The 20,632-nt window shown below is 41.9% G+C and carries 20 protein-coding genes and 1 tRNA gene; 1 reads left to right on the top strand and 20 read right to left on the bottom strand.

Annotated elements, in window-relative coordinates; all coding sequences use genetic code 11:
* Positions 1 to 27: 27 nt before the first annotated feature.
* The 5 genes from FME95_RS00740 to FME95_RS00720 form a co-directional block, all read right to left on the bottom strand.
* The gene (locus FME95_RS00740; RefSeq protein ID WP_147712224.1) at positions 28 to 1,797 is read right to left on the bottom strand and encodes a sugar phosphorylase; all 1,770 of its coding nucleotides are present in this window, start codon (positions 1,795 to 1,797) and stop codon (positions 28 to 30) included.
* Positions 1,798 to 1,873: 76 nt separating this feature from the next.
* Positions 1,874 to 3,106: a glycosyltransferase family protein gene (locus FME95_RS00735; RefSeq protein ID WP_147712222.1), complete on the bottom strand. Its 1,233-nt coding sequence runs from the start codon at positions 3,104 to 3,106 to the stop codon at positions 1,874 to 1,876.
* 62 nt (positions 3,107 to 3,168) lie between these two features.
* Complete coding sequence (locus FME95_RS00730) at positions 3,169 to 4,020, bottom strand: HAD-IIB family hydrolase (protein WP_147712220.1); 852 nt, start codon at positions 4,018 to 4,020, stop codon at positions 3,169 to 3,171.
* A 94-nt stretch (positions 4,021 to 4,114) separates the two neighbouring features.
* A complete protein-coding gene (locus FME95_RS00725) occupies positions 4,115 to 5,008 on the bottom strand; it encodes a hypothetical protein (RefSeq protein ID WP_222709884.1) in 894 nt (297 codons plus the stop codon).
* Between the two features lie 449 nt (positions 5,009 to 5,457).
* Entirely contained in the window at positions 5,458 to 6,291 is an 834-nt protein-coding gene (locus FME95_RS00720) for a WYL domain-containing protein (RefSeq protein WP_147712217.1), read from the bottom strand.
* 324 nt (positions 6,292 to 6,615) lie between these two features.
* Between FME95_RS00720 and FME95_RS00715 the strand changes: the two genes are divergently transcribed.
* Positions 6,616 to 8,016 (top strand): SLC13 family permease, encoded by a 1,401-nt coding sequence (locus tag FME95_RS00715; protein ID WP_147712214.1) that lies wholly within the window; start codon positions 6,616 to 6,618, stop codon positions 8,014 to 8,016.
* Positions 8,017 to 8,066: 50 nt separating this feature from the next.
* On the opposite strand, the gene FME95_RS00710 is transcribed toward FME95_RS00715, so the two are convergent.
* The 15 genes from FME95_RS00710 to FME95_RS00640 all read right to left on the bottom strand — a co-directional run bounded on the left by FME95_RS00710 (position 8,067) and on the right by FME95_RS00640 (position 20,493).
* Positions 8,067 to 8,651 (bottom strand): DUF938 domain-containing protein, encoded by a 585-nt coding sequence (locus FME95_RS00710; protein ID WP_147712211.1) that lies wholly within the window; start codon positions 8,649 to 8,651, stop codon positions 8,067 to 8,069.
* 81 nt (positions 8,652 to 8,732) lie between these two features.
* The gene (locus FME95_RS00705) at positions 8,733 to 9,449 is read right to left on the bottom strand and encodes an aspartate/glutamate racemase family protein (RefSeq protein WP_147712209.1); all 717 of its coding nucleotides are present in this window, start codon (positions 9,447 to 9,449) and stop codon (positions 8,733 to 8,735) included.
* A 233-nt stretch (positions 9,450 to 9,682) separates the two neighbouring features.
* Complete coding sequence (locus FME95_RS00700; RefSeq protein WP_147712206.1) at positions 9,683 to 11,473, bottom strand: SEL1-like repeat protein; 1,791 nt, start codon at positions 11,471 to 11,473, stop codon at positions 9,683 to 9,685.
* A gap of 113 nt (positions 11,474 to 11,586) precedes the next feature.
* Positions 11,587 to 12,450 carry a hypothetical protein gene (locus tag FME95_RS00695; RefSeq protein WP_147712203.1) on the bottom strand — a complete coding sequence of 288 codons (864 nt, stop codon included), beginning with the start codon at positions 12,448 to 12,450 and terminating at the stop codon, positions 11,587 to 11,589.
* A gap of 209 nt (positions 12,451 to 12,659) precedes the next feature.
* Positions 12,660 to 13,520 (bottom strand): pseudouridine synthase, encoded by an 861-nt coding sequence (locus tag FME95_RS00690; protein ID WP_246109297.1) that lies wholly within the window; start codon positions 13,518 to 13,520, stop codon positions 12,660 to 12,662.
* 54 nt (positions 13,521 to 13,574) lie between these two features.
* On the bottom strand, positions 13,575 to 14,084 hold the full coding sequence (locus FME95_RS00685) for a hypothetical protein (protein ID WP_147712200.1): 510 nt from the start codon (positions 14,082 to 14,084) through the stop codon (positions 13,575 to 13,577).
* Between the two features lie 67 nt (positions 14,085 to 14,151).
* Positions 14,152 to 15,096 (bottom strand): hypothetical protein, encoded by a 945-nt coding sequence (locus tag FME95_RS00680; protein WP_147712198.1) that lies wholly within the window; start codon positions 15,094 to 15,096, stop codon positions 14,152 to 14,154.
* 158 nt (positions 15,097 to 15,254) lie between these two features.
* Complete coding sequence (locus tag FME95_RS13690) at positions 15,255 to 15,785, bottom strand: hypothetical protein (RefSeq protein WP_246109296.1); 531 nt, start codon at positions 15,783 to 15,785, stop codon at positions 15,255 to 15,257.
* Positions 15,779 to 16,189 carry a DUF5675 family protein gene (locus tag FME95_RS00670; RefSeq protein ID WP_147712195.1) on the bottom strand — a complete coding sequence of 137 codons (411 nt, stop codon included), beginning with the start codon at positions 16,187 to 16,189 and terminating at the stop codon, positions 15,779 to 15,781. Before FME95_RS00670 ends, FME95_RS13690 begins: the two co-directional genes overlap by 7 nt.
* Before the next feature lie 69 nt (positions 16,190 to 16,258).
* Positions 16,259 to 16,582 carry a hypothetical protein gene (locus FME95_RS00665; RefSeq protein WP_147712192.1) on the bottom strand — a complete coding sequence of 108 codons (324 nt, stop codon included), beginning with the start codon at positions 16,580 to 16,582 and terminating at the stop codon, positions 16,259 to 16,261.
* A 42-nt stretch (positions 16,583 to 16,624) separates the two neighbouring features.
* Complete coding sequence (locus FME95_RS00660) at positions 16,625 to 17,842, bottom strand: HEPN domain-containing protein (protein WP_147712189.1); 1,218 nt, start codon at positions 17,840 to 17,842, stop codon at positions 16,625 to 16,627.
* Between the two features lie 79 nt (positions 17,843 to 17,921).
* Entirely contained in the window at positions 17,922 to 19,169 is a 1,248-nt protein-coding gene (locus FME95_RS00655; protein WP_147712187.1) for a hypothetical protein, read from the bottom strand.
* Positions 19,170 to 19,454: 285 nt separating this feature from the next.
* Positions 19,455 to 19,742: a NadS family protein gene (nadS, locus tag FME95_RS00650; RefSeq protein WP_147712185.1), complete on the bottom strand. Its 288-nt coding sequence runs from the start codon at positions 19,740 to 19,742 to the stop codon at positions 19,455 to 19,457.
* On the bottom strand, positions 19,735 to 20,076 hold the full coding sequence (locus FME95_RS00645) for a type II toxin-antitoxin system RelE/ParE family toxin (RefSeq protein WP_147712112.1): 342 nt from the start codon (positions 20,074 to 20,076) through the stop codon (positions 19,735 to 19,737). Before FME95_RS00645 ends, nadS begins: the two co-directional genes overlap by 8 nt.
* A 341-nt stretch (positions 20,077 to 20,417) precedes the next feature.
* Positions 20,418 to 20,493, bottom strand: a tRNA-Glu gene (locus tag FME95_RS00640).
* Positions 20,494 to 20,632 lie beyond the last annotated feature (139 nt).

Below are 20,632 nucleotides of genomic sequence, written 5' to 3'. Positions count from 1 at the left end.
CCGGTTTATTTTTTTGCGCCTCAGTAATTAGCTGGCGACTTGGTTGCTTAGCCAAACGGTTTGATAGGGGCTGAGCAAAATTTCACCGGCAATATCATCTACCGCTGTACCGCTGATAAGATCGGCCCAATCGTTGGTGCTAATCAAATTAATGGCACTGAGCATCAGGCTCACCGGCTCATCCGTCACATTACTGATGCAAAAAATACTCTGCTTGCGATCAATACTCTGCCGCCAAACACCAAACAGCTGAGAACCTAACTGCAAGGTAAACTGAGTAGCATTGGGATGAAAAGCTTTTTGCTCCTTACGGATAACCAACAGCTCCGTTAAGCGCTTATAAACACGAGCATGGTGTGATTTTTCTTCGGCCAGTTCAGCCTGCAAAGCATTTAAATCCCAACGATGGCGATTAATATGGCGATTATGATTGGTGTGCTCAAGGCGCGCGTAATCGTTTTGCGTGCCTAACATGCTATGGATGTAGACACCCGGAATGCCCTCTAGCGAGAACATAATTTCATGTGCACAGGTAAAGCGTTCAAAATTCCATTTATCGGGGCCGTTCTCGGTACCTTGCAAAGCATCGTAAAGCGCTATGTTAATTTCATAAGGCTTTGAAGAACCATCATCCAGTGTACGCATCGAAACACGCCCACCAAAGTTCATCATGGTATTGACCAGATTATTAATTTCTTTTTCGTCCAGTAAACCTTCAGCTGGGCGCAAGCCTATGCCATCGTGCGAGGCAATGAAATTAAAATAGGCAGTACCGTCTTGGCAAGGTGGCATGGTCATTAACCATTGTTTTAAATGCGTACAATCACCTGTCACCAATGTATTGACCAACAGCGGCGGCAAAGAAAAGTTATAGATCGCATGCGCTTCGTTGACGTTACCAAAATAAGTCAGGTTTTCTTTATTTGGGATATTGGTTTCGGTAATGATAATGCAGTCCGAACAGGCATATTCTATTAGAGTTCGTAACAGACGAATGACTTCATGTGTTTGCGGTAAATTTATGCATGAAGTGCCCAGCTGTTTCCATAAAAACGCTACCGCATCGAGCCGGAAAATACGCACGCCTTCATCTAAATACAAACGAATAATACGTACAAATTCGAGCAACACATCAGGATTACCAAAGTCGAAATCGACCTGATCATGGCTAAAGGTACACCAAACATATTTAGTGCCGTCAGCGGTTTGAGTTTCTCTCAATAGCGGTGATACACGTGGCCGAACAACAGCGCTAACATCCGCGTCTGGGTCGGCAGTTTTAAAAAACTGGTTACCCGGCGCTTCGTTATGAATAAACTGATCAAACCACATACTGCGGCTGGAGCAATGGTTAATAACCAGGTCTGACATCAGTCTGAAATCGTAGGCAATGGCGTTGATGTCTTTCCAATCACCCAACGATTCATTAACTTGCGAATAGTTAATAACGGCAAAGCCATCGTCCGAGCTATAAGGATAAAAAGGCAAAATATGCACCGAGTTAAAGGCCTCTTTTAACGGCCCAGCCAAAAATTGATGCAAGGTTTTTAATGGCGGCTCGACAACCTTTTGGCCATCCTTTAACTCAATGCTGTCACCATAGGTGATCAGGATAGAATCCTTTTCGCTCCAGTGGTTAGTAAAGGGTTTAGGCTCATGAGCAAACTCGTTGAGGCGCATAATTTCTAACAACTGGCTAACGATAGTTTCATAGCTAGTGGTTAGTTCGACATCCTTATAAATCACATCCAACTGGTTCTGTAAAGTTACCGATAACTTTTCAATGACATCGTTCATAAATATTCACTCTTTAAAGAAGCGCCTTAACGCAACGTCGCTTTATATTGCCGAATGTATTTTCCCTGTACGGCGGTTAACCTTTTTGCGATAAAAACTCAGCTCTATCATCTTCTACCGCCTGTATTAACCGGTCAAATACATCTGGCATAGCACTGACCACTCGGTTCCAACTCGGAATAAATGGACGCTCCATTGGTGCTTCTAAGAAGCGTTGCCCTGCTGTCATTATATTTTGAGCAAACATTTCAATGGCTTTTTCTTCACTGTGAGTGTCCAGAACCAGACCGTTCATTTTTGCATCGTTGTTATAGGTTTCAACAAAGTCTAACGCGATACGGAAGTACGTTGCTTTAAGTGAGCGGAAGGTTTCACTGGTAAAGGTTTGTCCGTAAGTCGCCAGCTTTCTAAACAATGCTTTGTTGATATCGATCGACATTTTAGACAGACCCGCTTCGGCATCGTTTAAGCTTAAATCCTGATGTTTATGATCGTAGGTGTCGGCAATATCTACTTGGCACAATCGGTTATTGGCGTAGTTACGATAAACTTCCGAAAGCACACCAATCTCTAAACCCCAGTCACTCGGAATACGAATATCAGTTAGCACGTCTTTACGGAATGAAAATTCACCCGCCAACGGATAACGGAAACTGTCCATAAAATCCAAATATTCATTCGGCCCTAAAGTACGCTTTAACGCTCGGATCAACGGCGTCACCAATAGACGCGAAACACGGCCATTCATTTTCCCGTCGGCAACTCGGGCGTAATAGCCTTTACAGAATTCATAGTTAAATTGCGGATGCGCTACCGGGTAAAGCAGGCGCGCTAACAGGCCTCTGTCGTAAGTGACAATATCGCAGTCGTGTAATGCAATAGACTCCGAACGCCCAGTCGCCAATGTGTAGCCCATGCAATACCAAACATTACGGCCTTTGCCTAACTCTTTTGGTGAAACACCAAGCTCTCCGAGTTCTTTGTCGAGCGCTTGCAGCCTTGGACCTTCATTCCAAAGAATGCGGTGATGCTGTGGCAACTCCGAAAAGAATTCGCAGGCGTGAAAGTATTGCTCGCGATCGGCTCGATCAAGGCCAATGACGATTTCTGAAAGGTAAGAAACCTCTTTCAGTTGATTAACAATTTTAGGTAACGCATCGCCTTCTAGTTCTGAAAACAGCGACGGTAAAATAAGACCCATAGGACGAAAATGAGAAAAATGCTGTAGGTCATACTCCAAATCTTCGATGCTGCGATGAGACAAATTATGCAGCGTGGTAATAATTCCATTTTGATGAAAGTCCGCCATGATAGCCCTCGGTCAACGGTAAAGTTTTTCTATTAATCGTTTTAATAGGTCGTTTTAATAGTTCAGCTATAAGACTGCTTAGCTGATGAGTTTAAAATTTTTGTTATTGCTTCAGCCCAGCCTTCCGGACCAAACCTTTCAGTTCGATAGAGTGCTGTTTTTTCTAATTCTGGAAATTCATGCACCGGCGACCTTACTTGCACCGCAATGTCGGCTTGGCGCAACATCGACAGATCGTTTTCACCGTCACCTAAGGCAATACTTTCTAGGTCGGCCTGTTGCATAAATTCAGATAAATAATCATTTAACCAGCGCAATGCCATGCCTTTATCGGTGTCTTTTAGTAGATGCACAAAGCGCCCGCCTTTAACCACCTGCACATCCTGTTGAGCGCAGTAATCGCTCAACTGCTGTAACTGTTCATCATTACCGAACCAATGCAATGGGTCGCTGTATTCGCGTGTTAATGCTCGCTCAGCTGCAACGGTAGAAAGAGAAGTCAGTTCTACCATTTCTGCCACACTCATACTGTGCATGGCAACAAAAGTATTCGGCTGTAACTGCTGTAGTTGTTCAATCAACTGCAACCAATAAGGCATACTCGGCGCAAATGCCTTTACCCAATAGCAGCCACAAGACGATAGTTCAACACCGGCCTCAGATTGTTGCTCTTCTGTTTCAACCGCATAGTTTTTTGGCAAAAAAACGGCAGCGCCATTTTCAACAATAAAAGGAGTTTGCAGCTTTAGTTCTGTACACAAGGGTTCCAGCTCAGCTCTTGTTTTACTGGTAACCGGCACTACTGGAATATCAAGATCAACCAATCGAGCCAGCGCTGGTAAAGCCGCCTGATAAGAATAGCTATCGTGGTCTAGCAACGTACCGTCAAGGTCGGTATAGACAACATAATTCATAAGGTTGTTCTCATATTATGCGCCATTTATCATCGTTATTATTTAAACACCCTGCTGCAATAGTGAATGAGTCGTTGCCTATTAAGTATTAGCATCATCGACAAACACTTTGCTGAATTTGTCGTTGTTCATCCATTAAAAATAATTCGTCTGCTTTTTCCGGCAACTGATTAAAACAGTTCTGCGTTACTCGCTGATAATGCTGAATAAAACGCTCAACCTGTTCATCGCTCATCACCGCACTGCTGTCGCCCTTTTCTTTTGTCACTCGGTCACGCAATTTATGTTCTTGCTGTAAGCGCCAAGCCTGCACGGTGTGAAAACCCGGTGCCTTCAACATAACAATTCGATCGATTAAAGAAAACAGCTGTTGATATTCTTCAGCTAATTTTTTATTAGCATAGCCGCGCCAAATGGCTTTTGGATCTTCTTCACGTTCAAGCTTATTAACCGGCTCAACCAGCTCGGAGTCTGCTTGTGGCATGGCTGCAACACACCAGCCTTCGAACAAAATCACCTTAACGGGTTGTTCAACTAACGGCCACTGCGCTTGAGGATAAGGATTATCAATCGCTTTATTAAATTTAGGAATTTGCACTGGAAGCTGACTGTTTTTTAATCGATTCAGCGTTTCGTGCATCAACTCAGTATTGTGCGTACCGGGTACGCCTCGAGTCGCAAACAAGGGATGTACTTGCTCAGCCAGCTGGTTTCGTTGTTGTTGGGTGAGATAGAAATCGTCGATCGACATACCCATGGCTGGGCAAGCGTGGTATTCGTTTAGTAGCAGCGTTAATAAGTCGGTGACCGTCGATTTACCCGAACCTTGGCAACCATTAATGCCGACAATAATCGGCTGCTCGGAAGCCATCGCCTGTTCATAAATGCGTTGTGCCAGCGGAATAAAGTGCTGCTCCGCTATCTTTTTATAGCTGCTTGGCAGCGCCTGTTGTGTCAAAAAATTTTCAAATAGTGAATCTAGCGTCACGTTGGTTCCCTTTTCATCAACATAGATGATTAGCACAATATGTACCAGCCACTCACAGATGCAGAACTGCCGATTATTTACTCAATACTGTCGATTTTTTATGCAGCGCTGCCGATTATTTGTGCAACATTGTCGCGCCGATCACAATCGCCCAGCGTCATAACCAGTAAACATCACTGGTTACAACATAGCCGATGCCGCCAACAAAACCAACTGCCATTCTGCCTAGCGCACTGTGCTAGACCATGCACAACGGAAAAGTGCGATGTTAGTGCTTGTAAAAATAATAGATGCTTGCAGAACTGATCAGCGCTAGCAGAACTAATAAACGCTTGGCGTGAAGTTATGATAATTAGCGTTCGGTACGATGGACTCACAACCCTCGACAAATAAAGGGCAAAAAAAAGCGCCCCTATTGGAGCGCTTTTTAGATTCTTACTACTGGAGCACTAAGGCTTAAGCCAGAGTAGATAATTGTTTGAGTCGGCTTTAGCAACACTGCCTAAGTCGACATTCCATTGCGCCAACAGATCAGTTTTAAGGGCGCTGCGGCAAGTCATTTTTAATACGCCTTTATGCATACCAAACTCTTGCTCAACCGCTTCTTTGTAAGGCAATGACGGGTGCGCCACCAAGTGCAGCTCTTCAATTTTGTTCCAACCGTCATCAGCGCCACGAGTCTCGTCAACTAGTGGCGCCACATCTGGGCCATGCACGGCTTTAATACGGTTAATGACATAGTTATTGAACTCTCGGCTTTGACGATCGTAAGCACGAACCGCCCAACGTATGCCGGTATTGATCAGTGCGTGCGGTACCAAGGTCATCGACTTTTCGCCTTCGTTCTCATCCAAATAGCTGATGCGAACCGACTGCTGCTTATGAATAGCTCGAGTCACTGCCGCCAATGTAGGAATATAAGGCAATGGTGTTTGGCAAGGGCACTCGGTGGCAATTTCTGGGTACTTCGGCCCAGAGTAATCATCACCAAAGCCGTGTGATAATGCTGTTAGTACTTGCGTTGCCGTGTACGAAAACAACGGCTTAAAGTGTTCCTGAGGGATATAGGATTTAATGCCGTAATCGTAAACAACATTATCAGGAACCAACTTTTTATAGAGCGCTATATCACGCGATGCCGACGACTCTTTTAGGCCAAATCGGCTCTGCAAGTCACTGCGATTAGCATGACCCAAAAAATACAGGCGAAACTCTAAATAAAACAATCGCTCCTGTTGCGGCTGCGACTGTTCTTTTAGGGTCGGTTGATCGTTCTCTGTCATAAATTCTTCTACTTATTATCTAATTTAAAAAATTAAGTGTTGGATAATTGAATCGCTGCACTCTAGATACAGCTACCTAGGCTGTCAATTTACCAAATTGGTATTATAAAACGCTTCATTTCTGCACATTTGAACAAATAGTGTACAGCCTTTGATCTGACTTTCGCACCCCATCGTTCACTTTTTAGCAACGCTGGAATCTGCGTTATAAGCTGCTCAACATCATGACAAGCGCATCTAATGACTATAGCAGCTTGAAATTATGTTAGTATTTTCTAATATAAGCCTTTCTACACTTTGAGCCACTTCTCGTAGGACCTCGCCATGACGCTGTCTTTAAAATCTTTAAAAGCTAAACCGACCTTTTTCATTGCGACTATTCTGTTCGCAATCATCATTGCAGTACTACCCAACACTGCGCAGTCCGAGCAATTTAGCCACCATGCTGCGGTCATTTTAATTACATTAGTGGGTTGGAGTACGGGCGTATTACCACCCTTTTTAATTGCTCTTGGCTTTTTTGCCATGGTCAGCATTCTGGATTTAATGCCAACCAGTCTACTGTTTTCTGGCTTTGGCTCTACGGCTGTCTGGTTAATCATTTCTGGTTTTGTGATCGGGTCGGCTATTTCCAGTTCAGGTCTAGGTAAAAAGCTAGCCTCCGTCATTGCACCGCACATTACTGCCAGTTACTCAGCGCTCATCTTCGGGCTCATATTTATTGCCTCAGCACTGGGCTTTATTATGCCCTCCTCGGTTGGCCGCGCCGTGGTGTTGGTGCCTATTGCGATGGCACTGGCTGACAAAGTCGGCTTTAAAGGCGGCAGCAACGGTCGCTTAGGCATTGCAACCTCGTTGGCTATTGCCTGTAACATGCCAAGCTTTGCCGTATTGCCTGCCAATATTCCAAACATGATTTTTGCAGGCGCTAGCGAAACCATTTATAGCGTTCAGTTCAGCTACCTTGAATACCTAGTACTGCACTTCCCGGTACTGGGCATTTTAAAAATGTTATTACTGGGAGCGTTGGTATTGCGAATGTTCCCAGACCAAATAAACCTGCAACCAGAAACGCCATCCTCTGTAGAAGAGCAAACGCATCATATCAGTCAACAAATTAAAACCACACTACTGTTATCGATAACATTATTACTTTGGATCACCGATTCACTGCACGGTATTAATCCAGCTTGGGTTGGCTTGGCAACAGCGGTCATTTTGTTGCTACCTAAGATCGGTGTCGTCGAAACCAAAAGCTTTAACAGCTCAGTCGATTTTGGCACCTTGGTCTTTGTTTCGGCTGCACTCGGGCTCGGTGCATTGGTGAATTATTCTGGTTTAGGCTCGGCCGCTGCGAGCTTGCTCAGCCATGTTTTGATAGGCCCAGGTCACGACTTTATAAACTTTATGCTGCTTTCAATCACCTCAACTTTGGCAGGCCTTATTGCTACAACTCCGGGCGCACCGACAGTATTAACGCCAATGGCAGCGGACTTTGCCCAAGCCACTGGGCTTTCGTTAAATGCCGTGCTGATGACTCAGGTGATTGGCTTTTCTACCGTGATATTTCCATATCAGGTGGCGCCGTTAATTATCGCCATGCAGCTGTCGAAAGAACCACTCAACCAGCTTATGCGAGTCACCTTACGTTTAGCGTTGATTACATTGGTGGTGTTAATGCCGCTGGACTATTTGTGGTGGCAACTGTTAGGCATGTTTGCTTAGCGGTTAGACAAATTAGGGTTAATCGTAAAGCAGGCAGCGTCAGCGCTTAATTACAAGCGCTGCCAGACCAATAAGAAGTTATTCGCAGGCATCGCAATTTGATCGACCAAGGTCAGGCCTGTGCCCCACTCTTTTAACTCATCGATATCACGAATACCGCCACACCCAGATTGCGCCAAGTGCAGATCGAACTCTCGATTCCCCTCACTGGTGTATTCGCCATTCACATTCATTGGCCCGTACTGACAAAACACCCCGCCCAGAGGTAACTGCTGCGCCACCGTTTGCATCATTAACTTCGCCGCACTCGGTGGCATAATGTGTGTGGTATTCGCCGTGAATACAGCATCGACTTCCAATGCTGGCCAATCGTTTTTACCAAAGTGAAATGCAAAGGGAGCCACTGCATTAGCTAAATTCGCCTCAGCCAACCAAGCATTGATGCTCGCATGATTATCCGGCGCATCACTGCAATACCAAGTAAGGTGCGGCAGCCGCTCAGCAAAGTAAACCGCGTGCTGACCAGTACCGGAACCAATTTCCAATAGCCGTTTGCTGTCTTTTAGATGCTCTGCTAGCTGTTCTAAAATAGGCTGCTGGTTACGCTCGCATGAAGGCGAAAATGCTTTGCTCATATAAATCCTAAATAAACATAATTGTTTTATTAGAGGGCAAAGCCACCGCTAAGTTCACTACTGACATAACGAAAAATCTACCTAACTCTGAGTTAGTTGAGTGATATTTTGAATTGCATATTCCACTGCTTTTTCTGCGTGGATGTAAGTTGTGTCTAAAAGTTCAATTGCGGTATCTGCTTGCTCTACAAGCATCCCTATTTCTGTACAGCCAAGGATGACAGCTTCTGCTCCCTGATCAGCAAGTGATTCAATAATTCGTAAATATTCGACTTTAGAAGATGGTAGTAACTTTCCTAAGCAAAGTTCTTTATAAATAATGTCATGAACAACTTTTCTATCTTCTGAATTAGGTGTTAAAACAGTTAAACCGTAATTTTCACTTAACCTACCCTTATAGAAATTTTGTTCCATTGTGAAAGCCGTTCCTAATAGCCCTACTTTTTTGATTCCTTTTTTCACAAGAACTTCTGCTGTTGCATCGGCTATGTGCAGTAAAGGAATATCAATGGACTCTTCTATCTGTGGAGCAACCTTATGCATTGTATTTGTACAGATAAGTAAAAAGTCCGCTCCAGCAGATTGCACATTTTTAGCCGCTGCACTCAATATTTTTGCAGTACCTTGCCAATCGCCCTCATGTTGTAGCTTTTCAATAGGGTCAAAGTCGACACTGTACATCGCAATTTTTGCTGAATGCAGCCCACCCAAAGAATGCTTAATGCCCTCATTAATTGCCTTATAGTACCCAACAGAACTTTCCCAGCTCATACCACCTAACAGACCAATTGTTTTCATATCACCCTCAGCTCTAGGTACTTATCCAACACATTTAGCATTGTTTCATCAATGGAGTTATTTACCAATGCGGCATAATTTGAATAGCAAGCACGTTCATTATCACAGCGTAACATATGAATTATAATCTTAATCCATGGGCTGACATCAAATAGGCTTTCAATTGCATACTCCGTTTCATGGCCTTACATGTTAATAATAATTTAACTCTATCTCTTGCTTATAAATTAAATTTATAGTCTTTTAATTCGATTATCAGCACCGATACTCTCAAGGCGTTTAAGATAAAATTTAGCCTTTCTAGAGTTCGGCCTTATACCGAGAGTCTCATCGCCATATTTATAAAACCTTGCCATTTGGTAAACCGCAAAGTCATTACCTAAGTCAGCAGATTTTTCAAAATATTTCAGCGCTTCTTTTGGATCACCAAGGCGTTTATTTAAAAAATATTGAGATTTGTAATGCATTAATGCGAAATCGTGTATCACACGAAGGTTGTCTGCTTCCACCAGCTCTTGGTAGAGATCTTCTACATACGCGGTGTATTCTTGTTTTAAAATATCATCGTATGAATCATATTGAGAAACAAAGTTAGATATGGACTCCGCATCACCGGCTTCGATTAGCTGACGCATGGAGTCAATAGCGTAAGCCTCGTCCTCGTTATAAAAAGCGAAATAGCTATCACGCAGATAATAGATATAGCCGTTCGAAATAGTTTGATCGTATATAGCTTTCAACAAGCCCTTTTCATAATAATGATGCCCTTCAGACACCTCTAACATAAGCTTGGGATTGTTGCTGTCTAAGATGTGTTTTAGCCATTTATCAGAAATAGCTTTATCGTTGGTTTTTTTAGCAAGCGAAACAATCGCCTCATCATCACCTTGGTTTGCCAGCTCTTCTAACATGCTAACGCCGACAGACCTTAACCCTGACTTATAAAGATAATCCGCTAAGGCTCTTTTTGCGTTAGGATCTTTCAAGATATAGGGTTCGATTCTATTAAAATTATCTTCATACTTTTGTTTAGATTCTGCATCTTTTTGGTAGATTTCTAACAAATCAGAAGTCGCATTATAGCCACCGATATCTTCAATTTCTTTTTCTGTAAAATAAACCAATGATGCTTCGTCTTTTGCTTTTTTGTAGATGTGCGTTATAACCGAGTAAGATATGAGACGCTCTCGTTCTGTTAGATCTAAGCTTAATGATTTCTCATAAAACTCTATCGACTTATCTGGATTGGAATATCGCAATCTTCCCGCAGCAAAAAGAATCACCTTTTTGTTATCAGAAAGTAAAAGATCGTCTATTAATTTGGCTTTTTTCTGCTCAGAAATTCGTTTATCAAAAAAAGCTTCATAGGCAGGTTCGAGAGTAAGGCTAAAACCCTCGTCCTTCAGTTTATCTTTAATATCCTCAGCCAATTTTTTCGCAAGCTCTTTGGAACCATTATTTGTTCTATAGTACTCATACAAATCATCCAGCCTTTCTACAGAACTGGTTTCAATCAGATCTATATGTAAATCTTCTAGTGAGTAATCGTCATTAAATACCTTACGGTTATTATAAAAATAGACCTCATCAGAGCCTGGGTAACCTGTGCCAAATACGCCGACAGTGTGAACAGACTCATACATATTTACTAATTGATAAAAGGCTTCATTACTACCCAACTGTTGCGCGCGATCTAATAAATCAAGATATTTGATCATGCCATCGAAATACATATCTTGGTATTTAATATACATGCTGGCATATAAATAAATAGCGTCAGCATCGGTACTTTCTAAAACAATGTCGTACCACTCTTTATATAAAATTAAGCCGGGAAGGTATTGGTGAAACAAAAACCGTTCATCAAGCTCAATCATGGCTTCTACATCGCCACTGTTGGCTCTTTCAATTAATACTTCTTTAGGATCCTGTTGTGTTAAAACTGAATCGCCTTGATTCGATGCAGATGAAAAACCACTTAACGCGAGAACACTAACAAAGAACATCGTCATCATTATTTTCATAAAATAACCTTTCATTATATGAGCACTTAAAATCTAAGATAAAAAACTAAAAGTACAAAACTAAAAGTACAAAACTAAAAATATAAAACCTAAAACGCATGCTTAACTATTTATCAGAAGTCGGCAGAAATTTTGCCAAAGTAGACTTCTTTGCTATCCAATAGATTCAACTCTTTAGTTTCCAGATTAAACGAGTGAACCTCATCTGAATAAAACCAACGATCTCCGTCTGGGCAGGTATGACCATCGTAAGCAATTCTTATTAACGACTCATCGCCAGCCATATATACAGATAGGCTTTGCTCATTAATACTGCAACACTTGCCCGAGTACAAAATATTATTCTCCGGCTCTGGGCCTCCTGGCCCCGCAGCAAAAACAATATCCACAGGTTCTATCAACCCCTGTTGCGACCAATATAGCCTTGGGCAACTGGCGGACTTTTCTTGACTGTTAGAAGGTTCAAAAAGAAGGCAACCCGATTTAGCACCCTGAATAATCGACACACCCTTTAGGTTGTCAACAGAACATCCCGCCTGTATGTAACCAAATCGGCTAGCTATTATTTTTTGTTTAAACGAATTTTTAAGCGCTTGGCAAAATTCACCAGGCACAGAACAGGGTGGCGAGTAGTTTTGCAAGCCACCTAATTTTGAATCTAAGCAATTAACTGAATTCGCGAGGGTTTCTTTGGCAATATCACTGTTTGCTAAGCCGCCAAGGTCATTAACTAGCTTGGCTATTTTTTCAAAATAATAGCTGCAACTGTACGTACGCTGGCCACCAGAACCGCTGACCTGTTCTTGATAAGCAGCAATGACTTCTGCGTTATAGCCAACCAACTCTTGTTCAATGTACCTATTCAGAGTATTCGCTTGGCTAGTATGGATACACAATAACAAAGACACACCCAGCAAGCCGAAAGCCTTAACAGGTGAACATACAGAGTGACTGCGCACTCTATTAGAAAAAAACATCTGACTCCCCGCCCTAGTTAAACCTAAAAATAACAACGGCCTGATAACTCATCAGGCCCTGCTCATAGAGACTAGCTAAGTACAGATAGCAACTCAGCCTAAATAAACAACCATAGGAAAGAACAGCTTAACAATACCCAAAAGCCTATTTTTACCTATAAAGCCTAGCCAACATAACCAACTAGCATAAAAATAGCCAATGTCGGCCTTTAAAAAGGCGCGGCTAATTGAACATCCATTTCGCTACCGCTGACAGGATGACTAAAGATCAACCGGCTGGCATGCAGCATCAGCCTTGGCGCTTTAAAGTAAGATTGGCCTGCATCGTAGAGGTCGCAGCCGATTATCGGGTGGCCTATTTCGCGGCTGTGAATACGTAGCTGATGAGTCCGGCCAGTAAGCGGCTTAAACAAGACTTTTGTGGTAATGCTGTCAGAATTAAAGGAAAGCTCAGAACTGAGAAAGCAGGATGCATCATAAGCATCATAAGCATCATAACTGATCACCTGATACTGACTTATTGCGGTTTTACCCGTTTGCTGACACACCTTTTGTAGCGGGAAGTTATCGGCATCTTTAATAATTGGAATATTAATTTCACCGCCCTGCCCAACCTGCTGTTGGCCGTTTATGAGCAGCGCACCATCTAAAATGGCCTGATAATATTTAGTCACGCTACGTTGACTAAACTGCTCACAGAGCTGCTTATTAACTGCTTTGTTTAACGCAACAATCATTAAACCCGAAGTGCCGAAGTCTAACCGGTGAATAAGAGTTGCCGTAGGGAAGTCTTGTACCAAGCGCCAATGCACAGAGTCTTTATTAAGCGGATGTTTGCCAGACAAACTTAATAGGCCAGACGGTTTATTGATAACCAGTAAGTGCTCATCTTGATAAACAATCGATATTTGTTCAACGCACGGAGGCGCAATAAATGGGTCAACTTGTGGCTGCATAATGATCAGGTACTGCTTACTTACTGTCGTTAAGGCAGAACTTAACACCCTTTCTGCAATGCCGCGAGCAATACTGATAACAGCAGCGCAAAAGCGAGATGTAGACCTCAGCACCGCGAGTAAAACCTTAATTCTAGCAACAACCAAACAGACTAATAAAAGTAGGCTCTAATAAAAATAAAACGACTCAACACACAGCTGGTTGCTATCAATGCCTTGCGGTAACTGCATAACCGTTTTCGCAATCGCGCGATCTTTAATGCCCTCTTCTACTCTTAAGCCTGCGCCTTCATCCCAATCGAGCGAGTTAACGCCATCAGAGAAGAATACAAAGAGCCACAAAAAGCCATAAAACTTATGGATTCTGCTTTCGTCTGTGCGGCTGTAAACGACCTCGTTACCCTGTGTTATTTCAACTTGGCTGCTTTCAGACGAGAGCCAATAGGTTGGGATTAAACCAAACGAATAGGACGATATTTTGCCCGATAGATTATCACTACCATAATCATTTTCTGCTTCTGTACTGACACTTAGGTGATATTCAAAAGCACTCTCGTCACAGTAGTTAACATCGATGTCGGTATTTATGTTTTTAAGATCACCACCCACAAAGCCAGCACAGCCGCTAAGGGTGAATAAAATAACTAAAATGAGAATGGCTTGCCGAGTGTTAATCATAGTTACCTAACTTTTTTCCTGCCGTTTAAGCGGCATCGCTAATAATCGCGATGCCTCGTCTTGGCGTTTATTGTTTCTGAGCGTCGATTAGCTGAGCTTTAAATGGGTAGTCTAATCTCACAATAAGGTTATCGGTATAGCTGGCTGAACCTCCATTACAGGGAGAAGACGTTCCCGCTAGGTAGATCATGCCGGCCTGCTGACCAAACTTAGGCGTTAGCGAGTAACAATAACCCGCGCCCCAGAGGCTGCCTTCAAGAGACGAAAAATACACTTCGTTAACCTTATAAAACGACACCCATTCGCCGTTATAAAATTCATTCCACCAGTTTTCTTCGTCGCTTCTAAGCCAGTCAGTCAAGGTAGAACCGTCGGCTCTTTCAACCCGTTCAACATACAGAACTTCTAACCTTGGCCTTACCGATAAACCTTCACTGCCACCTTTAGGCCCGTCTCGTTCTACACCACGCATTGAAGCATAATTACCGACAAAACCAATGCAGGCAATTTCAAAATAGAGTTCATCCTGTTCTTGCCAACCAGAAGGCACGGCAAACATATCTTCATAACCAACAATCGGGCAGGATTCTGCTTCTGGATACAGGGCAGCTAGCGAACTCTTACATTTTTCATAATTTGCCTTCATAGCCGAGTCGACACGGCTTTGATAACGATGTGGCTCGCTTACTCTCCAAGTAAAAAACACCTCGTTAGATAACGCCAAGCAACCTAAATAATCGCCGACTTTTTCACGATAAAACATTAAGTCACTCACCAGCCACAAAGCTTTATTAAAGTCAGCATCAGATTCTTGACTCATTTCATAATAGCCACATTGGCTTTCGTAATAACTGGCTAGTTTTTGCTCGGCCAGTGCATGACTTCCAGCGTTATAATCGGCTAACGCACTGTTTCTTAGTGTCACAATGTCATCCGGTAAACAATTGGCGAGGCTCTGCCCTGCGGTGAACAATAACAGGCTAACAAACAGTGCTTTCATTAGATTAAACATCGAACTCTTACCTCTTTAACGCTCACGCTTGGGATAGCTCTAGTGCGCTGGCACTCTAAAATTTTTTGAAATAATGAGACTCAGAGTAAAATTAAGCAACAATGGCCCAAGCCAAGACCAAGCCGCTCCTTTGGTTACTCAAATTTATTTATTCAAACCTACTTACGTTGGCTACTTGGCCGAGAACCAAACCACCATGTTACAGCGGTGGTTAACAGAAACATCACCTGATTAATGGTTTCTTTGTACATTTTAATCATTTCATCTGCATCCATAGCGCCTTCGATACCGCCGACATAGCCGCCGATTTTAATAGTGACATAAGTACCGATAACCAACAGATACACCGTGATAAGCGGGCGCATCAGGCCGCGAATGGCATCGACAAAGCTGATTTTATACATCTGCTGCTGTTCTTTGAGGCTTTCGGTAAAAGCACTCATTTCATCGATATCGCGCTGAATGTCGCCTTCGACTTGCGCGCGTTCTATGTGCTTATCGGCCAGCGCCAGCTCGTGATTAAATTCCAGCTCCGCTTCGGATTTACGAATCTGCGCCATCTGCACTTCGTAATCGTATTTAAGGTTTAGGTTTTTGCGCTCTTCACGTTTGGTTAACCAACTGCCAAACAGCCCAACAATGGCCCCTAACCCAGAAGAAGAAAAAATACCTGCGATGACTTCTAACATTGCTGATCTCCATAAATATGAATAACAAACGATTCTTTCGCCATTAAATCCACCAACTCGTATAACGCAGTTTTAGAATTTAACACCGCCCTTTTTGCAGCAAGCACGCCTCGGCGCTTACCAATAATTAAGCAACCCTTAGAATGGTTAACGGTATTACCACTGTGAATAAGAATGCCAGAACGGCCGGGAACGGAGCGCAAACAAAATACATTACGGTATTTGCCACTGCTCGATCTTGGTAAAAAATCGACATCGTAAGTGCCTGCACTTATGCAGCTTTGGTTGACTCTATTATTTAACCACGGCCTTTCTAAGGTGTGGAAGATTTCACCTTCGGCATAGAGCACGCCGCGAATGCACTCACTACTGATATCGTTACGAATTAAAAGTGCTGACTTCACTGCTATTCCCTCCTTGGATATAACAACTTCTATTAATGACGTTAATATGAATGACGTTAATATGAATGCTTAAGCGCCATCCATCAACAGGCTAAAAACTATACAACCAAACACAATAATTAAAAACAAACTCACGTAATAAATTGCACCGGCCAAAGTGCCTCGGCCTATGGTGCCAAATGCCGATAAACGCTTAACTTCGTCCGAATAGTTTTTGCACAGTTGCCAATACATAATGGCGTAATAAATGGAGTAAGCAGGCATAAGGCTTGCCAGCAACCAAAAGCCGACGTCTTTGCCGAATATAAACGAGCTAACCAGCAGCAAGGCTATGCAAGCTAAAAAACCGTAAGCGCTTATGCGCACAATGGCATCGCGAGTTTGATCGTTCATTTAAAATTCCAAAGGATCTTAGCCTTTTTATTGCTAAATTCTTTAGTCAACCTCTCTAACTTCAGATTCTTCAATTGTTGAAAGAATTTTATTGGCTATTTTTATTCTATTTTTTTTATTTGTTGAATTAATATACTTATTTAGTTGTGAGATAATTTCAAATCTAACCCCTATAAGCCGATCTTTTTCCCCACCAAGAAAATCCGTGAATAATTGAATACCAGCTCTTTCAAGCCAACTATCAAGCAACTCTTCATCATATTCAAACATAGTAACAATTAATTCCGGATTGGAAGTGAGCGCGACTTCAAAGAAGTCACTCATATGTAACCAAGCAGCTCCATCGCGATTCTTCCAGGCTTCCTTGAGCATGCTTAATGCATGACGACTCTTTTGAAGATCGCCCTCTTTAAACTGCTGTATTACCTTCTCTCTATTGTTCTTTAGCCATTCGTAACCAGATGATTGTGTAACTTCATCAAGTTTGGAAATTAACTCCCGTGAAATTTGTAAAACTCTATCTGCCGAAGTTTTATCTACAGCATGAATTGAATGAACAGATTCATTTCTCTTTCGCCTTATCTCGTTTATAAATTTAATTTCTTCACTGCTAAGTATTCTATGCTTTTCTGATAGATGTACCAGATCAATCATACTGCCTTTTTTTATTGATATACCTCTTACTACTAATAATCTCCTTAACGCAGATTCAACAATTTTGCTCGATTCTAAAAAAGATAAATCATACATACCGATGTTAATGAGTTCCTTTGCTTTAGCAAGACTCTCAATATCCTCTTTTCTCTCTTGTTGCTTCTCTGTTTTCAAAAAATTTGTCTTTATGGATTTTTGTAGTAATGAGTAGATCACACCAGCCAAAATGCTAGAGAGTACACCAGCAAGAAAGTTAACTACGTAAACAGATATTTGACTTACATACGACCCAATATAGCTAAAAGTTATTGTGATCAACCAAAATGCTAGAAATACCGGAGGAGTTGCAAGTGCAATTGAATAACAAGTATCGCTAATTGCATCAAAGGTTTTAACATGCTTAGATGATGCAAACTGAAGCGATATAAAGTAAACGGCCAACCCTAAAGATGCAGTTAAAAACACATATGCATATCCAATTGTGATTTTTATATTAAATACGCTAAAGCCAGCACCAGAATTGGAATCGACTAACGGCTTGAACGCAAATACTGCTGCGAGAAGCCCTATAGTGAACCCTACCTTGGTTTTAAAAAATTCGTCCATATTAGGTCACTACTCCTTGTAAGCTTAACGCTCAGATTTTTGACTGGTCAACCAGTCCGAAAGCATACGCTTGTTATATTCAGTTTTCTTTTATTTGTTTCGCTAAATTAGCTAATTGCGACAGTATGTTACCTGTTTCATTGTCTTTAGACTCCCCCGTAGGAAGACTCTCAGAAAATATAGTTTTCGCCACATGAACCCTAAGGTCTTCCGCGTTTTCTGGCTTCATCAATTCAATGTAAGGGTCTAAAGTTGTGAGGATATGCTGGCGGCGTCTATTGGTTATTTCATTAGACCGATGCTTGCCTGATTCTCTAGCAAAATAAAATGCAGGAACAAAAACCACAAGAGATAGCGGAATTCTACCTATTACTTTTACCCACTCAAAGTTGTAGTTACCATTTTCCAATATAAGCTTTACCTCAGGTAGAATCAAAAATCCGACACCCAACAACATTAAAAAAGATGCGTAAAGTCGATACCTATTCGCTACTTTTTCCTCATTATTTGCATAAGATGAATATGCGCCAGCTTGTAGCGTATTAATGGTGACTCCATATACCTTAGAAGCATCATCTTGAAGATTAGTTAACACCTCAATTATCTTCCCTGCTTTTACAGAAAGACTTTTGAACTCCTCATCTGTTTTATTGGTATACTTCTCGATGTTATCTTCTGATTGAGTTGAATAATCAGCTAATTCCTTTTCGAATTTATCTGCTCTTACTTTTTCGCTTGCTTGATATTGGGTGTTAAATTCGGTGGTTTGCTGTTGAATCGTTTGCTCTACACTCTTGATTTGAGAGGTCAAGTCAATGAGTTTTTTTTCTTTAATGAGAATTTCACCATTAAGGTCTTCAATTCGTTTGAATAGATTCTCAACTGATTCTTTAGTCTCGTTTTTATATTTTGATATGTATGAACCAATTGTTTCCGAGTATGCACTTACAGATTTTTTTATATTCTCAGTGCTCGCTGCATTTACTGATGCTGGAATCTGCTGAAACTGTATCACAATAGAGTCGGCATAATTGTTTGCATTTGTTAGATGCCCTGGATTTTTATTGCCTTTATATGCATTAATTTCGTTTATACAATTCTGTGAATTCTTCTGGAGGTTTGTTAAATGATTAAAAGGAGTTACTTCCGGATCGATACTTTCATATATCCCATTGAGATAATAAATTACCTTTCTAAGCCTAGCAATGTCTTCGACAGCATCCTCAGTAACACCTTCATCAAGACTTTTATCTTGAATCAACTGGATCAAATTAGCCCATACCCCTGTAAGAGCATGTGAATTAAATCTATCTATCCATTTTGACATTATCGACTCCAGTGAGAATTTAACAGTTTCTTATACAACTTAAGTGGCATTTAGAAGGATCAGTTTTAAATAACCGCCCATCTCAACTCCCCTAATATCCTATTTCTTAATTTAACCTGTCAAATTGATTATTAATAATAATTCGGCATATAGGTACTTTCTCTGTTTTTGAACAGAGTTAGGTTATTGGATATTTGAGTTGGCTTAAGGGATTGTTTAAAAATTAAACAGCTGGAGTGACGAGTTTGCTTTATTTTTATTTTGCGTTAGCAACGGAGAAAGCACTCAAGAACTGAGTGCTTTAAGTACCAGTGCTGGCTCTTTTGCGACGACATTCAGTAGAACAAGAGCTGGGCCTTGTGGCGTTCGGTCGCCTCTTTCCCAATGCCTTAGTGTGCTGACGCTAATGCCAAAAGCCGATGCGAATTCATTTTGGGACATGCCTATTTTTGCGCGGATATTTTTTACATCAACGGGACTGAACTCATGCACAACAGCTTGGTTTGGTTTGCCTTCTGAAAACTCAATGGCTTCGGTTAGGCCCTGTTTGATACTTAAAAATGATTCAGTCATTGTTTTCACCATAATGCTTAAGCAATAGTTTTGTGAGCTGAGCAAGTTCATTACGTTCTGCTTTACTCAGGTTTGCTTTTTCTCCTTTTCCAAAAACCGTTAGAAGAAACAACGGTACAGTTCCATTGTGGTAGTAATAAATGACTCTTGCCCCGCCACTTTTACCCTTTCCTTGCGCCGACCAGCGTAGTTTTCGTATTCCACCTGTCCCTTGCATTAGATCCCCTGACTGAGGATGGCTTGCTAAGTAATTGATAATACTCACCTTCTCTTCTATGGAGAGGATATTCAGCGCTTTCCTTTGAAATTCCGGTAGTTCTACGATTGTCTGCATTATCATGGTAATCCATTGGATTATAGGCGACAAGCTAAAATAGGTGCTAACTCTTTGTTGCGTCAATGAGGGACTATGGAGTATTACCGAGCGGTACGTTCAGTGAACCGATTCTGTTCGCTTCGTTTTGCCTTGCATTAGCATCTAAGAGAATACGGGGAAACATTAGTCGAATTGTTGAGTATCTGAAGGTGATATAGATGTTTTGAAAAGAAGATGGTATCCCGTAGGGGACTCGAACTTTGATAGTCGCCGTGCTTGAGTTTGAACAGAGAGTGCGGTGAGACACCGGCTTTTCTAAGGCGAAGGGTGATTTTGCAGATTAGATTTTCTAAGAAAGATGGTATCCCGTAGGGGACTCGAACCCCTGTTACCGCCGTGAAAGGGCGGTGTCCTAGGCCACTAGACGAACGGGACATTAGGCTTGCGAACGGCGGCTATATTAATGATTGGTCGCTAAAGATCAACCATTTTTATTATTAAAATCAACAACTTATCATATCGGTTAGGTGCGGCTTTCGGGCTCTGGTTTTTGGGCTGCTTTCTTGTTTGGTTA

The organism is Reinekea thalattae, assembly GCF_008041945.1.
In the GTDB taxonomy this organism is placed as follows: domain Bacteria; phylum Pseudomonadota; class Gammaproteobacteria; order Pseudomonadales; family Natronospirillaceae; genus Reinekea; species Reinekea thalattae.
This window is presented reverse-complemented; position numbering and strand designations above follow the sequence as displayed.